We start from the raw sequence: 15,708 nt of genomic DNA, 5'->3' as shown, positions 1-15,708 counted from the left end.
CGTGATTACCAATACAAATTACCGCTATTATTTTTATGTTTTAACAATTATTTATAAATATTAGGCAAATAAAATCCCGTGGATATTTATAAATTTTGCGTAGTGTACCAATGGAAACAATTTCATACTGTCAACAATTATTAACTCGTCAATTGTCAAGTTAATTAACGTTTTCACGCAGCGAATTTCGCCGGTGCCAGCTATGAAGAGCGGCCTGTTTCAGCCAGAAAACCCGCGGAAATTTTTGATGTTCGATTTCTTCGGGTGATGGATTTCGCGGACGGATTATATAGTGCGCTCAATTAAAAAATGCATTTAAGCAATCCAATTTCGACCTAAAAGAGACATGTGTTAAAAAACTTAAAGATTGACATGCACCTGTCACATTTCACAGTTTTTGATGGAGCCATGCTGATTTGCATTTGTCGTTTTTTCGCACTCTTTTCTATTTTTTTATATGCATTTTTTGTTCATTGCGGTCCCGCTCTCTCTATCTGGGCAGAGCACAAGCTTTCAGAAAAAGTGCACCGCTTTCAGGCAAATTTGCACGGCATCGCCCTGATGTGGCGCACCGGTTCGCCTAAAAATGTTGATACCCCCTTCATTCCCCCGGCAAGACACTCCTTCACCGATGGCACGGCCTTTGCTTCGATTGGTACACAGGGTCATGCTTGGCCCACGAATTTCTATGCAGGTCTAACGGCGGACTTGTTCGGACAACGGCGTCCTCTGAACCGATTGATGAAATCGGGTTCAGAGGGCGCCGTTTTGTTTTTGCAGCCACGAAACGACGCGCAAAGGAACAACGGATCATGAAAATCATCGTCATCGGTCACGGCATGGTGGGACATAAATTCCTGGAGAGCCTGCCAGAAGGACAACTGGGGCAACTGGAAGTCACGGTATTGTGCGAGGAGCCCCGCCCTGCCTACGACAGGGTGCACCTGTCCGAATTTTTTGCAGGTAAATCAGCGGACGACCTGTCGCTGGTGCCAGCAGGTTTCTTTGAGCGCGGCAACCTGCTGCTGAAGCTGAATGCGCGCGCAACAGCGATAGACCGCGCGGCAAAAACAGTCTCCGTCAACAATGGCGAAACGCTGGCCTACGACAAGCTGGTGATGGCGACCGGCTCCTATCCCTTTGTGCCGCCGGTGCCTGGCAAGAACAGGAAGGACTGCTTTGTCTACCGCACGATAGAAGACCTGGAGGCCATGCAGGAATGCGGAGCCCGCTCCCGCACAGGCGTCGTCATAGGCGGAGGCCTGCTGGGGCTGGAATGCGCAAAGGCCTTGCGCGACATGAATTTGCAGACGCATGTCGTGGAATTTTCACCGCGCCTGATGGCGGTACAGGTGGATGAAGGCGGCGGCCGGGTGCTGCGCAAGAAGATGGAAGAACTCGGCGTGACCGCGCACACGCACAAGAACACGGTAGAGATTATCGATGGAGAAAACGGCACGCACAGGATGGTGTTTGCCGATGGCAGCCACCTGGACACCGACATGATCGTATTCTCCGCCGGCATACGTCCGCGCGATGAACTGGCGCGCAGTTGCGGCCTGCAAGTCGGCGAGCGCGGCGGCATCGTCATCGACAACCGCTGCCTGACCTCCGATCCCGATATCTATGCGATTGGCGAATGCGCGCTGTGGAACGGCAAGATATTCGGCCTGGTGGCGCCCGGCTACGACATGGCGCGCGTCGCGGCGCGCCATATTACGGACACCTTCAACGCAGGCGCGGAATTCACCGGCGCCGACATGAGCACCAAGCTGAAGCTGATGGGGGTGGATGTCGCCAGCATAGGCGATCCGCATGCGACCGAGGCCGGCAGCCGCTCTTATCAGTTCACCGACGAGCGCAAGCAGATCTACAAGAAAATCGTCGTATCGGATTGCGGCAAGTATTTGCTGGGCGGTGTAATGGTAGGCGATGCCAGTGAATACGGCAGCCTGTTGCAGATGATGCTGAACCGCATCGAGCTGCCGGAATCGCCTGAATTCCTGATACTGCCGCAGGCAGACGGCGCATCGCGTCCCGGCCTGGGTGTGGATGCGCTGCCCGACGGCGCACAGATCTGTTCCTGCAACGATGTCAGCAAGGGCGACATCTGTGCCGCTGTGTGCGACGGCGCCACCAGTATAAGCGCAGTGAAAAGCTGCACCAAGGCGGGCACTACCTGCGGCGGCTGCGTGTCGCTGGTCACGCAGATCATGAAGTCGGAAATGAAAAAGCAGGGCATGGCCGTCAACAACCACCTGTGCGAACACTTCCCGTACTCACGGCAAGAGATTTACCACTTGGTGAAGGTGGGGCAGATCAGGACTTTCGACGCGCTGCTGGCGCAGCACGGCCAGGGCCTGGGCTGCGACATCTGCAAGCCGGTGGCGGCCAGCGTGCTGGCCTCGTGCTGGAATGATTTTGTGCTGAAAAAAGAGCATGCAAGCCTGCAGGATACCAACGACTACTTCCTCGGCAATATACAGAAAGACGGCACCTATTCCGTCGTGCCGCGCATGGCAGGCGGTGAAGTGACACCGGACGGGCTGATCGCCGTGGGCCAGGTGGCGAAGAAATACGGGCTGTATACCAAGGTCACCGGCGGCCAGCGCATTGACCTGTTCGGCGCGCGCGTTGAACAGTTGCCTCAGATCTGGGAAGAACTGATCAGCGCCGGCTTTGAATCAGGACACGCCTACGGCAAATCGCTACGCACCGTCAAATCCTGCGTGGGCTCCACCTGGTGCCGTTACGGCGTTGCCGACAGCGTGGGCCTGGCGATAGAACTGGAAAACCGCTACAAGGGCTTGCGCGCGCCGCACAAGATCAAGTTCGGCATTTCCGGCTGCACGCGCGAATGCGCGGAAGCGCAAGGCAAGGACGTGGGCATCATCGCCACCGACAAGGGCTGGAACCTATACGTGTGCGGCAACGGCGGCATGAAACCGCGCCATGCAGAGCTGCTTGCAAGCGACCTGGATAAGGCGACACTGGTGCGCTACATCGACCGCTTCCTAATGTTCTATATCCGCACGGCTGACCGCCTGCAACGCACCAGCGTATGGCGCGACAACCTGGAAGGCGGCCTGGACTACCTGGCCGGCGTCGTGGTGCGGGACAAGCTGGGCATCGCTGCCGAACTGGAAAACGACATGCAGCATGTCGTCGATACCTATGAGTGCGAATGGAAGAATGCGGTGACCGATCCGGAAACCCGCAAGCGCTTCCGTCACTTCGTCAACAGCGCACAGCCGGACGGCAATGTGGTCTTCATGGAAGAACGCGGCCAGATACGCCCTGCAACTCCGGAAGAACGGCAATACGCGATGATCCCGATTGCCGTGGCCGACGAAGCTGCCTGATGCTGAACTTTCTTTAAGCAAACTTTAATCCGCCATACAAGTATAGAAATACACCGACTTCGGAGAACGCAATGAAAAACGAATTGCAGCAGGATTGCTGGACACAGGTTTGCACGCTGGACGACATCGTGCCCAATACCGGCGTATGCGCGCTGGTCAAAGACCAGCAGATTGCAGTCTTTCGCATCCAGGACGGCGAGACCCGGCTGTTCGCAATCGATAACTACGACCCTACTGCAGACGCTTCCGTACTATCGCGCGGCCTGGTAGGCAGCCTGGGCGAACGTATCGTCGTGGCCTCGCCCATCTACAAAAATCACTTCGACCTGATGACTGGTGAATGCGTGGAATTGCCTGGGCAATCGGTGCATGCCTATCCGGTGCGCCTGACAGACGGCATGGTCTGGGTAGGTGCATGAGTTTTTTGCCTGACAATAACAGCTGCTCTTCGGCCAGTGCCCGGCCCAGGCTGGTGGTCGTCGGCAATGGCATGGCAGGCATGCGCACCGTGGAAGAGCTGCTGAAGCTGGCGCCGGACCTGTACGACATCACCGTATTCGGCGCCGAGCCGCATGGCAACTACAACCGCATCCTGCTGTCGCCGGTGCTGGCAGGCGACAAGGACATGGCTGACATCATGCTGCATACACGCGAGTGGTATGTGCAGAACGGCATCACGCTGCATGCGGGCGACCCGGTCGTCAGGATAGACCGGCTCAGGCGCATCGTGTATTCGCAATCCGGCGTGCAGGCGCCGTACGACAGGCTGCTGCTGGCCACTGGCTCCCGCCCTTTCATCATCCCTGTACCCGGTCATGATTTGCCGGGCGTGATCGCCTTCCGCGATATCCAGGATGTGGAAACCATGCTGGAGGCAGCATGCAGGCACCGGCATGCGGTGGTCATCGGCGGCGGCTTGCTGGGTCTGGAAGCCGCCAATGGCCTGCAGCGGCAAGGCATGGAGGTGACCGTCGTGCATGTGGCCGACAGCCTGATGGACAGGCAGCTGGACAAGCCCGCTTCCGTCTTGTTGAAAAAAGCGCTGGAAGCCAAGGGCTTACGCTTCCTGCTCAGCGCCGATACCGCGGAAATCGCAGGGCCGGAACAGGTCAGCGCGGTGCGCTTCAAGGACGGCAGCGAGATACCGGCCGACCTCGTCGTGATGACGGTGGGTGTGCGTCCGAATATCGACCTGGCAAAACAGTCCGGCCTGCATTGCGAACGCGCGATTGTCGTGGACGACACCCTGCAAAGCTACGACCCGCGCGTGTACGCGGTCGGCGAGTGCGTGCAACACAGGATGGCGACCTTTGGCCTGGTGGCGCCGATCTGGGACCAGGCACGAGTCTGTGGCGCCCACCTGGCAGGAGCGGGCCACCGCAGGTACGTGCAGCAGGCCACGGCAACCAAGCTGAAGGTAACCGGCGTGGACCTGTATTCCGCCGGCGACTTCATCGGTGGTGAAGGCAGCGAAGACCTGGTCTTGCGCGATCCAAGGCGCGGCATCTACAAGCGGTTGGTGCTGAAGGGGCAACGCGTAGTCGGTGCCGTGCTGTATGGCGATGTCAAAGATGGGCCGTGGTATTTCGACCTGATACAAAACAAGACCGACATCTCCGCGCTGCGCGGCCAGCTATTGTTCGGCCAGGCCTTGTGCCTGCAGGCAGCCTGAGGCAGAACATAGATGGAACGCGCATGAACCTTTCCCTGAGCCCTATCGCCACATCGGTCACCAACACAACCTGCCCGTATTGCGGCGTGGGCTGCGGCGTGCGCGCCAGCCTGCAGGCAGATGGACAGCTGGCGATTGCAGGCGATGACAGCCATGCTGCCAACAAGGGCCGGCTATGCGTCAAGGGGTCCGCGCTGGGCGAAACGGTGGGGCTGGAAGGCCGCCTGCTGTTTCCGAAGGTCCGCACCGAAAAAGGCAACGGTAACGCAGCAGCGCAGCGCGTGTCCTGGGACGAGGCGCTGGATAAAGTCGCGCTAGGCTTCCAGAACATCATCACCGAGCACGGTCCGGATGCGGTGGCGTTTTATGTGTCCGGCCAGTTGCTGACGGAAGACTACTACATCGCCAACAAGCTGATGAAGGGCTATATCGGCAGCGCCAATATCGACACGAACTCGCGGCTGTGCATGTCTTCTGCGGTGGCAGGGCACAAGCGGGCCTTCGGCGCCGACCTGGTGCCGGTCTGTTATGAAGACCTGGAACTGGCCGATCTGGTCGTGCTGGTAGGCTCCAACACTGCATGGTGCCACCCGATCTTATTCCAGCGCATTGCGCGAGCCAGGGAAGCGCGGCCGCAGATGAAACTGGTCGTCATCGACCCGCGCCGTACCGCAAGCTGCGAGCTGGCGGACCTGCACCTGCCGCTGCAACCCGGCACCGATGTATGGCTGTTCAACGGCCTGCTCAGCTACCTGTCAAGGAACGGCGCGGCCGATGCCGGCTTCATCGCCGCCCACACCAACGGTTCCGTCGCAGCCTTGCAGGCGGCAGAGCTAGAATGCCTGGCGCCCTCTCAGGTAGCCACAGTCTGCGGGCTGAAGCTGCAGGATTTGCTGGACTTCTACGCGATGTTTGCCAGAACCGGGAAGGTCGTCACCGGTTTTTCGCAAGGCGTCAACCAGTCGTCTTCCGGCACCGACAAGGTCAACAGCATCATCAACTGCCACCTGCTGACCGGGCGTATAGGCAAGCCAGGAATGGGTCCGTTTTCGATTACCGGCCAGCCGAACGCGATGGGTGGCCGCGAAGTGGGGGGGCTGGCCAATACGCTGGCGGCGCACATGGAACTGGACCAGCCCTTGCACAGGGAACTGGTGCAGACCTTCTGGAATTCCCCCGCGATTGCGGATAAGCCGGGGCTGAAGGCGGTGGACCTGTTCCAGGCTATCGAGCGCGGCGACGTCAAGGCAGTGTGGATCATGGCGACCAACCCGGTCGTCAGTCTGCCGGACGCAGACCGCGTGCAGCGTGCGCTCAGCCGCTGCGAGCTGGTGGTGGTGTCCGACATCATGGAAAATACCGACACCAATGCCTGTGCCGATGTGCTGCTGCCGGCGATGGGCTGGGGCGAGAAGGATGGCACCGTCACGAATTCGGAAAGACGCATTTCACGCCAGCGAGGTTTCCTGACGGCGCCCGGCGAGGCGAAGGCGGACTGGGACATCATGTGTGCGCTGGCCCGGCGCATGGGGTATGCCGGTTTTGATTTTGCCGGCGTGCACGAAGTATTCGACGAGCATGCGCGCCTCAGTGCATTCCGCAATGATGCTGCAGAAGGGGTGCCGCGCTTTTTCAACCTGGATGGATTAACTGGGTTAGGCAAGGCCGCTTTCGACGCGCTGCAACCAGTGCAATGGCCGTTGAAAATGCTGCCGTCGGAAAGCAGCAGCGCACGCCTGTTCACCGATAATACCTATGCGCATGCCGACGGCAAGGCGCGCTTTATTGCCACGCCGCCGCGATATCCGGCCCATATGCCGGACCGCGATTATCCGCTGAGCCTGAATACCGGCCGCGTGCGCGACCAGTGGCATACGATGACACGCACCGGCAAATCGGCCAGGCTGGCCGACCATGTGCCGGAATCCTTCGTTGACCTGCATCCGCAGGATGCGCTGCTGTACGGCGTACGCGAGGGCGCGCTGGCGCGTGTCTCCACCCGCTGGGGTTCATTGGTGGCCCGCGTACAGCACGGTGGCGGCATTGCACGCGGCAGCGTATTCGTTCCCATTCACTGGAACGGCCAGTCGGCATCGGACGCCAGGGTCGGTGCTCTGGTGAATCCGGTGGTGGACCCGATTTCCGGCGAGCCTGAGTTCAAGCACACGCCGGTACGGGTAGAAGAGTTTACGGTAGCGTGGCAGGGTTTCGTGCTGCACCGCCATTCGACGGCTGTGGACCAGATACCGGAGATCAGTCACTGGACCCGTATACAAGGTCAGCAATTTACCCGCCACGAAATGGCAGGGCTGAAAATGCTTTCCCACCCCGGTGTATGGGCGCGCAGCCTGTGCGGCGCGACGCATGGCGATGCAGACTGGCTGGAATACGAGGACGCCAGCGCAGGCGCCTACCGGGCAGCCTATATCGTGGATGGCAGGATAGAAGCATGCGTATTCATCTCGCCGCGGCTGGACCTGCCGGCGCGCGCGTGGCTCGCCAGCCTGTTCCTGAAACTGCAACTGGAAGAAGCCGACTACGCCGGCCTGCTGCCCGGCCAGCCGCTGGACAAAGGCGCCGACACCGGCCCGACCATCTGCTCCTGCTTCGGCGTGGGCCGCAATACGATCTGCGCGGCGATACGCCAGCACAATATCAAATCCGTGCCCGAGATCACCTCCTGCCTGAAAGCCGGCGGCAATTGCGGCTCTTGCGTGCCGGAATTGAAAAAGCTTCTGAACGAAATGACGGCACAACAATCGGCTTGAGCAAAACCGGTATCCCTACAATGAAAAAAGCCCGGTTCAAACCGGGCTTTTTTCGATCAGATCAAAACACTTTATTGCAGCAGCAGTTTGAGGTCATGCACGATAGGTTCGGCGCCCTGCTCGTTGCGCAGGAACAGGCGGATGCGGCCCTGTGGATCGAATACATAGGAACCGGCGGTATGGTCCATCGTGTAGGAATCCTGCGTTTTGCCGGGCACCTTCTGGTAAAACACCTTGAATTCCTTGGCGACTTTTTCGGTTGCGGCCTTGTCGCCGTAAAGGCCGAGGAAGCGCGGATCGAAAGCCGGCACATAGTTGGCCAGCAGCGCCTGCGTATCGCGTTCCGGGTCTATCGTCACGAACAGCACCTGCACCTTGTCGGCATCCGGGCCCAGCTGTTTCATGACGTTGGCCATTTCCGCCATCGTGGTCGGGCACACATCCGGGCATTGCGTGTAACCGAAGAACATCACGACCGCCTTGCCCTTGAAGTCTGCCAGCGTACGCGGCTTGCCGGTGTGGTCGGTGAGCGCGAAATCTTTTGCATAGTCTAGCCCGGTCAGGTCGGTGTTCTTGAACTGGGGCTTGGATTCCTGGCCGCAAGCCGCCAGTGACAATACGAACAGCAGACAGGCAAGACGGAACAGAGTTTTCATGCAGGCTTTCACAGCTTGATGTAATGGTCTACCAGCAGCGCGATAAACAGCAGTGACAGATAGACGATGGAATACGTAAAGGTCTTGCGCGCCAGGATATCGTCGTAATGCTTGTAGATGCGCCATGAATACCACAGGAAGATGCCGCCCAGGATCACCGCGCTGACGAGGTAAATGAGGCCGCTCATGTGCACCGCATACGGCATCATCGTTGTCGAAAACAGGGCGATCGTGTACAGCCAGATGTGGAAGCGCGTAAATTCCAGGCCGTGCGTGATCGGCAGCATCGGCAGGCCGGATTTTGCATAGTCGTCGCGGCGGTACATCGCCAGCGCCCAGAAGTGCGGCGGCGTCCAGATGAAGATGATCAGCACCAGCAGCCAGGCCTGCATCGGCACGTCATTGGCAATGGCTGCCCAGCCCAGCGCCGGCGGCATCGCACCGGACAGGCCCCCGATGACGATGTTCTGCGGCGTCGAAGGCTTCAGGATGATGGTGTAGATCACCGCATAACCGACGAAGGTGGCGAAGGTCAGCCACATTGTCAGCGGATTGACGAAGTTGTACAGCACCCACATGCCGGCGCCGCCGATGACGCCGGAAAACACCAGCGTCTGCGGCACCGTGATCTCGCCTTGCGCCATAGGACGACGGGCGGTGCGGGCCATGCGGGAATCGATCTCTCGCTCGACCAGGCAGTTGACGGCAAACGCGGCCCCGGCCAGCAGCCAGATGCCTACCGTAGCCGCGACCACGAGGCGCCAGTCAGGCAAGTCGGGCGTTGCCAGGAACATGCCGATGACCGCGCAAAATACAGCCAGCTGCGTGACACGCGGCTTGGTCAGGGCCAGATACTGGGCGATGCGGTTGGCAGGTAGGCTCAAAGTACTCATAAAGGTGGTCAGGACGGCAAGAAGCGGCAAGGGATGGCTCAAGAAGCGAGTCTAGCCCTGTAGTTTAACATGCACAGCAATAGCAGGAGCAATGCGGCGCCGCCATTGTGTATGACGGCGATCAGCAGGGGCCAGGAAAAAAAGATCGTCGATACGCCGGACAGGAATTGCACTGCGATCACCAGCAGCAGCCATTTGCCGAGATTTTCCAGTCCCCGGACCTTCCTGGCGCGCAGCGCGGCCCAGGCCACAACGGCAATGACCAGCAAGGCAAAATTCCTGTGCACCCAGTGGATAGCCACCAGCGCCTGGAAGGGCAGGAATTCGCCGTTTGCTTTCTGGCCGAGCTGCCGCCATAGCGTAAACCCGTGTTCGAAATCCATTTCCGGTATTACCGCGCCACTGCATAGGGGATAGTCGTGGCAAGCCAGCGCCGCATAGTTAGTGCTTACCCACCCGCCCAGCGCAATCTGCACTGCAAGCAATGCCAGCGCTATCGTGGCCGGCGCCACAACACTGCGATTGGCCACATGCTGGTGCACCGACTGCTGCGCCGACAGCCATGCCAACAGGCCCAGCAGCCCCATGCCGAGCAGCAGATGGGTCGTTACGATCACCGGCTGCAGCTTCAGCGTCACGGTCCAGGCGCCGAACGCCCCTTGCAGGCAAACGAAAAAAAACAGGCCGGTCGGCAGCCATGGCGACCCCAGCACTTTCTTTCCCCTGAGACGGTCGCGCCAGGCGATAATGACCTGCGCCACGATCAGCACGCCGACCGCCATCGCCAGATAGCGGTGGATCATTTCTATCCAGGCCTTTTGCACGCTGACCGGGCCGGTAGGCATGATGGCCTCTGCTGCCTTGATCGCCGCATGCGCCTGGAAAGGATTGGCCTCCCCGTAGCAGCCCGGCCAGTCCGGGCAACCCAGACCGGAATCGGTCAGCCGGGTAAACGCGCCGAACATGATCAGGTCGAAGGTCAGGAACAGCGTCACCGCCACCAGTTTGCGGTATTTGTTCTGGTCGGCCGACACCCATACGACGCTCAGGGGCAGCAGTGCGACCAGCAGGCCGGTGATGGCGAGTTGCAGGATATGCATGTGCGATCAGCCTATCGCGGAAGCTTTCAGCAGCTTGATGATGTCCTTCTTGATCTTGTTGGGATCGGCGTCTTTGGGGAAGCGCATCATCAGGTTGCCCAGCGGGTCTATCATGTAGATGTGGTCGCGGATATCGGTGCCCTGCTCGACCGGCAGCCAGGCCTTGACCAGTTCCGCCTTGGCATGCAGCATGCGCATGCCGTCGTATTCGCGGATCAGCACAGTATCGATGGGTTTGTCGTCGGTGATCAGCCACACGCGCTCTATCCTGTCCATTTCCTTGCCTTGTATCAGCCTCAGCTGGCGCATATCGTATAGCTTCTTCTTGCAAGCCTCGGCACAGTCGCCGCCGTCGGCAACCAGCATGATCCATTTGCCTTTATAGGCATCCAGCTCTTTCGGCTCACCGCCCAGCAGCGAGGATTGCAGCTTGGGCATCGGATACTGGCGCGGGTCCAGGATCGCACCGTAATTGGTGCGACCTTCCGGCTTGATGACGTAATAGGCCAGATAGGAAAACACCAGCGGCGATGCACAGATGATAATGATGAGGAAGAGCTTCCAGCGGCCAGAGGTTTTATTGACTGTTTTTTCCACGACGATATCCTGTTACTACAAAAAAAAGAATTGCCATCAGCGATAGTGCATACCACTGGAATGCGTAGGCCCTGTGCTTGTCGGCACCGGCCGACGGCAAGGGCCAGTCGCGCTGCAAGCCATCCGGCGAGGCCGAAGTCTGCTCCACTATGATGTCCTGCATCGCCAGATGCGATTGCCGCGCCACGTCGGCTGCAGTGATGTTCTGTACGATAGCGCCGGGGGTAATCGGTGTGGCCTGGCCCAGCTGCATCACGCGGTCTATGCTGTCGCGGGCGATGCCTTCTATCTGTACGACGCCGTCCGGCGTGGCCAGCGGCGGCATCTTGCTCCTGTCCTGCGCGTTGCGCGGCTGCCAGCCCCGCGCGACCAACACATGCATGTCGCTGCCTTCGATTTTAAACGGCATCATCACATAGAACCCGGCATTGCCGTGCAGCGCGCGGTTGTCCAGATACAGCGGCCAGTTGCCGGCGAAGCGGCCGCTGAGCCGCACGTGCCGGAATACGATGCCGGCGGCAGGCACGGGCGCAGCCCCAAGGCTGAGCGGCGCCATCAGCGCTCGCTCGTGCATCTGCAGGTCTATCTGTTCTTTTTGATGTGCTCTGCGGGTTTGCCACTGCGCAAGGGAAACGCCCAGCACCACCAGCGCGATAGTCGCCAGCAGGGGGATCAGGCGGACACGAAATTTAAGGGGCATCGCAGATTCGCATTACAATATGGCTTTAACCGGTACTGATCCGCGGAGTATATGCTGCGGCTTCATTTATAGCTCATCATGAAAATTATTGTCGCCATTGCTTTTTTCCTCATCATCTTCAGCATGGGTTCTGCGCTGGTGTATCTGATGAAAGACAAGGGCAAGAGCAATCGCACCGTCAAGGCGCTGGCGTTCCGCGTAGGGTTCTCGATCAGCCTGTTCATCTTCATCCTGATCGCCAACCGCCTGGGCTGGATACAGCCCACCGGCATCAGCATGCACTAAACCCGGTAATGAGTCAGACAGGGATTTCAGCTTAGGGTTCCTGTGAAGCGTTGACCCTACCCGCTTCGCGGTCATAACACCCAAGAAAAAGCCGCACATAGTGCGGCTTTTTGCTTATTCAACAGCTAGTCTGGCTATGCTGGCGATTACAGCCAGTACACAACAACATACAGGCCCAGCCATACCACGTCGACAAAGTGCCAGTACCAGGCAGCGCCTTCAAACGCAAAGTGATGCTCGGGCGTAAAGTGGCCCTTCAGCAAACGGCGCAGCACCACCGCCAGCATGATCGCACCCATCGTCACATGGAAACCGTGGAAACCGGTCAACAGGAAGAAGGTGGAACCGTAGATGCCGGAAGTCAGTTTCAGGTTCAGTTCAGTGTAAGCGTGGTGATATTCGAATATCTGGAAACACATGAACACAGCGCCCAGCAGGATGGTTGCAGCCAGCCAGAAAGCCGTTTTTGCACGATGGCCTTCACGCAGCGCGTGGTGGGAAATCGTCAGCGTTACGCCGGAAGTCAGCAGCAGCGCAGTATTGATCGTAGGGATAGGGAAAGGTCCCATGGTCTTGAACGCTTCGATCGTGCCGGCTGGGCCGGTATTGCCCCAGTGAGCGGCGAAATCAGGCCACAGTACTTTATGGTCCAGATCCGCCAACCAAGGCATGGAGATCGAACGTGCATAAAACAGTGCACCGAAGAAAGCACCGAAGAACATCACTTCGGAGAAGATGAACCAGCTCATGCTCCAGCGGTAAGAGACGTCGATGCGCGGGCTGTACAGGCCCCCTTCGGATTCCTTGATGGCATCGCCGAACCAGAAATACAGCACGACCAGTGTCATCAGAATACCGACGATATTGACGATATTGGCGCCAGGTACGGCATTGACCCAGCCTGCGGCGCCCAGCATCGTGACCAGCAAGGACGCGCCAGCCAGCACCGGCCATCTGGACGGACCAGGCACGAAGTAATAAGGTACTTTAGCGTGTGAAGAACTCATTTCCATCTCCTGATACAAATTTAAACTTAATCTCTACGTCGGTTCCACTACAGCCGTCTGGCTGCGGCCTGACCGCCGTATTCCTTATTTTGCAACGACACTTTTTACGATCAGTATCAATATCGTGATAAACAGTGCTGCGCCAATGACACCGGCGATGACGACATGAACCGGATTGAGTTGTCCCACATCCTTTTCATAATCTTTGCCCTTGCGGATGCCGATGAAGGACCACAACACCGCCCGGACCGTTGCGCCAAAAGACATCTTGCGCTGCGTTGCCGGCTTGTTGTCCTCCATCAGCCTTCCTTGCCGGCGGGTTTGGCATCTGCCTGGCCTGCCGTTTTAGGCTGGCCGCCCACTTCAAAGAAGGTATAGGACAAGGTAATCGTCTTTACATCCTTCGGCAAGGCCGGATCGACAAAAAACACGACCGGCATCTGCCTGGCTTCATTCGGTCCCAAAGTCTGCTGCTTGAAGCAGAAGCATTCCACTTTCTTGAAGAAGGCGGCTGACTGCTGCGGCGCAAAACTGGGGATCGCCTGCGCATCCATCTTGTACGACTGCTTGTTGACGACCTCATACACAACCGTCGACATTTCGCCAGGGTGCACTTTCATGCTGCTGACCGTGGGACGGAACCTCCACGGACCCTGCGTATTCGCATCAAACTCTATAGTGACTTCACGGCTCTTGTCGATCTGCGAATTGCCGACCGGCTGGACGTTGTCATCCTTTGTGGTCAGTATATTCACGCCGGTCAGCTCGCATATCTGCTTGTAGACCGGCACCAGGCCGTAACCGAAGCCAAACATCAGCACGGCGACGACCAGCAGCTTTTTCAGGACAACGACATTCAGCTTGCTTGCGCCTGCGGGTTTACCGGATTCTTCGCTCATGGCCGTCCTTTAATGCAAAGACTGCTTGACGATGATGCCGACAAAAAATACCAGCGCGACGGAAGCCAATATCAACGCGGTCCTGATGTTGCTGGGTTTCTTACCGTTTGTCATTTTTTACACGGACTGCCGTTTCGGCAGTCCGCCTTGAACATTATTTAAAAACTGGCGGTTCTTCAAACGTATGGAAAGGCGCAGGGCTAGGCACTGTCCATTCCAGGCCTTCAGCGCCGTCCCATGGTTTGGCCGGCGCAGGTTTGCCGCCTTTGATCGATGGCAATACCACGGCCAGGATGAAGTACACCTGCATCAGGCCGAACCAGAAAGCACCGATGGTTGCAACCATGTTGAAATCCGTGAACTGCGCTGGATAATCAGCGTAGCGGCGCGGCATGCCTGCCAGGCCCAGGAAGTGCATAGGGAAGAACGTGACGTTGAAAGCGATCAGCGAACCCCAGAAGTGGATCTTGCCGCGGGTTTCGTTGTACATGAAACCTGTCCACTTCGGCCCCCAGTAGTAGTAGCCTGCGAACAGCGCGAACAGCGAACCTGCCACCAGCACATAGTGGAAGTGGGCAACCACGTAATAAGTATCCTGCAGCTGGATGTCGATCGGCGTTACCGCCAGGATCAGGCCGGTGAAGCCACCCATCGTGAACACGAAGATGAAGCCGATCGCGAACAGCATAGGCGTTTCAAACGTCATCGAGCCTTTCCACATGGTCGCGATCCAGTTGAACACTTTCACGCCGGTCGGCACCGAGATCAGCATCGTGGCATACATGAAGAACAGCTGTGCGGTCACCGGCATGCCTGTCGTGAACATGTGGTGGGCCCAGACGATGAAGGACAGGATCGCGATGGATGCCGTTGCATACACCATCGATGCATAGCCGAACAGCGGCTTGCGGGCAAACGCAGGAACAATCTGGGAGACGATGCCGAAGGCCGGCAGAATCATGATGTACACTTCTGGGTGTCCGAAGAACCAGAAAATATGCTGGTACATCACAGGGTCGCCGCCGCCGGCAGCATTAAAGAAAGACGTGCCGAAATGACGGTCTGTCAGGGTCATCGTGATGGCGCCAGCCAGAACCGGCATCACAGCGATCAGCAGGTAGGCAGTAATCAGCCATGTCCAGCAGAACATCGGCATCTTCATCAGCGTCATGCCGGGAGCGCGCATGTTCAGGATGGTAGTGATGATGTTGATCGAACCCATGATGGAAGAAGCACCCATGATGTGGATCGCAAAAATCGCCATGTCCATGCCTGGGCCCATCTGTGTGGACAGCGGAGCATACAGCGTCCAGCCGGCAGCGGTCGCGCCGCCAGGTACCCAGAAGGAACCGATCAGCAGCAATGCAGCAGGAGGCATCAGCCAGAACGAGAAGTTGTTCATCCGCGCAAAAGCCATATCGGATGCGCCGATTTGCAGCGGGATCATCCAGTTGGCAAAGCCGACGAACGCCGGCATGATCGCGCCGAACACCATGATCAGGCCGTGCATCGTGGTCAGCTGGTTGAAGAACTCCGGCTGCATCAGTTGCAGGCCGGGCTGGAACAGCTCGCTGCGTATCATCAAGGCCAGCACGCCGCCCGACAGCAGCATGGTGAAAGCGAACCACAGGTACAGGCTACCGATGTCTTTATGGTTTGTTGCAAACAACCAGCGGCGGAAACCATGAGGATGGTCGTGCGCGTGGTCGTGAGAGTGATCGTGTGCGTGATCGACTGCAGTTGTGCTCATCTCAATCTCCTAAATTCAA

Annotated in this window: 16 protein-coding genes; 6 read left to right on the top strand and 10 right to left on the bottom strand. The window is 58.2% G+C overall.

What is annotated here, in order from left to right:
* The first annotated feature begins 372 nt into the window (after window positions 1-372).
* The 5 genes from ACO0LO_RS23925 to ACO0LO_RS23905 all read left to right on the top strand — a co-directional run bounded on the left by ACO0LO_RS23925 (window position 373) and on the right by ACO0LO_RS23905 (window position 7,802).
* The gene (locus ACO0LO_RS23925; protein ID WP_422968112.1) at window positions 373-816 is read left to right on the top strand and encodes a hypothetical protein; all 444 of its coding nucleotides are present in this window, start codon (window positions 373-375) and stop codon (window positions 814-816) included.
* The gene (nirB, locus tag ACO0LO_RS23920; RefSeq protein ID WP_422968110.1) at window positions 813-3,362 is read left to right on the top strand and encodes a nitrite reductase large subunit NirB; all 2,550 of its coding nucleotides are present in this window, start codon (window positions 813-815) and stop codon (window positions 3,360-3,362) included. The genes ACO0LO_RS23925 and nirB overlap by 4 nt, the downstream gene beginning before the upstream one ends.
* Window positions 3,363-3,433: 71 nt before the next feature.
* Entirely contained in the window at window positions 3,434-3,781 is a 348-nt protein-coding gene (gene nirD, locus ACO0LO_RS23915) for a nitrite reductase small subunit NirD (protein WP_422968108.1), read from the top strand.
* The gene (locus ACO0LO_RS23910; RefSeq protein ID WP_422968106.1) at window positions 3,778-5,034 is read left to right on the top strand and encodes an NAD(P)/FAD-dependent oxidoreductase; all 1,257 of its coding nucleotides are present in this window, start codon (window positions 3,778-3,780) and stop codon (window positions 5,032-5,034) included. The genes nirD and ACO0LO_RS23910 overlap by 4 nt, the downstream gene beginning before the upstream one ends.
* A 23-nt stretch (window positions 5,035-5,057) precedes the next feature.
* The gene (locus tag ACO0LO_RS23905) at window positions 5,058-7,802 is read left to right on the top strand and encodes a molybdopterin-dependent oxidoreductase (RefSeq protein WP_422968103.1); all 2,745 of its coding nucleotides are present in this window, start codon (window positions 5,058-5,060) and stop codon (window positions 7,800-7,802) included.
* Window positions 7,803-7,873: 71 nt separating this feature from the next.
* On the opposite strand, the gene ACO0LO_RS23900 is transcribed toward ACO0LO_RS23905, so the two are convergent.
* The 5 genes from ACO0LO_RS23900 to ACO0LO_RS23880 are packed head-to-tail and all read right to left on the bottom strand — an operon-like array spanning window position 7,874 to window position 11,748.
* Window positions 7,874-8,458 (bottom strand): SCO family protein, encoded by a 585-nt coding sequence (locus ACO0LO_RS23900; protein WP_422968101.1) that lies wholly within the window; start codon window positions 8,456-8,458, stop codon window positions 7,874-7,876.
* An 8-nt stretch (window positions 8,459-8,466) separates the two neighbouring features.
* Window positions 8,467-9,351 carry a heme o synthase gene (gene cyoE, locus ACO0LO_RS23895; protein ID WP_422968099.1) on the bottom strand — a complete coding sequence of 295 codons (885 nt, stop codon included), beginning with the start codon at window positions 9,349-9,351 and terminating at the stop codon, window positions 8,467-8,469.
* 38 nt (window positions 9,352-9,389) lie between these two features.
* Complete coding sequence (locus ACO0LO_RS23890) at window positions 9,390-10,451, bottom strand: COX15/CtaA family protein (RefSeq protein ID WP_422968097.1); 1,062 nt, start codon at window positions 10,449-10,451, stop codon at window positions 9,390-9,392.
* 6 nt (window positions 10,452-10,457) lie between these two features.
* Window positions 10,458-11,048 carry an SCO family protein gene (locus ACO0LO_RS23885; protein WP_422968095.1) on the bottom strand — a complete coding sequence of 197 codons (591 nt, stop codon included), beginning with the start codon at window positions 11,046-11,048 and terminating at the stop codon, window positions 10,458-10,460.
* Window positions 11,029-11,748: an SURF1 family protein gene (locus ACO0LO_RS23880; RefSeq protein WP_422968093.1), complete on the bottom strand. Its 720-nt coding sequence runs from the start codon at window positions 11,746-11,748 to the stop codon at window positions 11,029-11,031. The genes ACO0LO_RS23885 and ACO0LO_RS23880 overlap by 20 nt, the downstream gene beginning before the upstream one ends.
* A 78-nt stretch (window positions 11,749-11,826) precedes the next feature.
* On the opposite strand from ACO0LO_RS23880, the gene ACO0LO_RS23875 reads away from it, so the two are divergent.
* Window positions 11,827-12,033, top strand: a complete 207-nt coding sequence (locus ACO0LO_RS23875) for a twin transmembrane helix small protein (protein ID WP_394779010.1) — start codon at window positions 11,827-11,829, stop codon at window positions 12,031-12,033.
* 146 nt (window positions 12,034-12,179) lie between these two features.
* Here ACO0LO_RS23875 and ACO0LO_RS23870 read toward each other — a convergent pair whose 3' ends face one another.
* From ACO0LO_RS23870 to ctaD, 5 genes are all read right to left on the bottom strand, one after another.
* Window positions 12,180-13,040 (bottom strand): cytochrome c oxidase subunit 3, encoded by an 861-nt coding sequence (locus ACO0LO_RS23870; protein ID WP_422968090.1) that lies wholly within the window; start codon window positions 13,038-13,040, stop codon window positions 12,180-12,182.
* An 84-nt stretch (window positions 13,041-13,124) separates the two neighbouring features.
* Window positions 13,125-13,340, bottom strand: a complete 216-nt coding sequence (locus ACO0LO_RS23865) for a DUF2970 domain-containing protein (protein ID WP_394779012.1) — start codon at window positions 13,338-13,340, stop codon at window positions 13,125-13,127.
* Entirely contained in the window at window positions 13,340-13,939 is a 600-nt protein-coding gene (locus ACO0LO_RS23860) for a cytochrome c oxidase assembly protein (protein ID WP_422968088.1), read from the bottom strand. The genes ACO0LO_RS23865 and ACO0LO_RS23860 overlap by 1 nt, the downstream gene beginning before the upstream one ends.
* A gap of 9 nt (window positions 13,940-13,948) precedes the next feature.
* Window positions 13,949-14,053, bottom strand: coding sequence for a cytochrome oxidase small assembly protein (locus tag ACO0LO_RS23855; protein WP_422968087.1), 105 nt, complete (start codon window positions 14,051-14,053; stop codon window positions 13,949-13,951).
* A gap of 40 nt (window positions 14,054-14,093) precedes the next feature.
* Window positions 14,094-15,689, bottom strand: coding sequence for a cytochrome c oxidase subunit I (gene ctaD / locus ACO0LO_RS23850; RefSeq protein WP_422968085.1), 1,596 nt, complete (start codon window positions 15,687-15,689; stop codon window positions 14,094-14,096).
* Window positions 15,690-15,708 lie beyond the last annotated feature (19 nt).

This window comes from Undibacterium sp. TJN25 (assembly GCF_049339885.1).
GTDB lineage: Bacteria > Pseudomonadota > Gammaproteobacteria > Burkholderiales > Burkholderiaceae_D > Undibacterium.
This window is presented reverse-complemented; position numbering and strand designations above follow the sequence as displayed.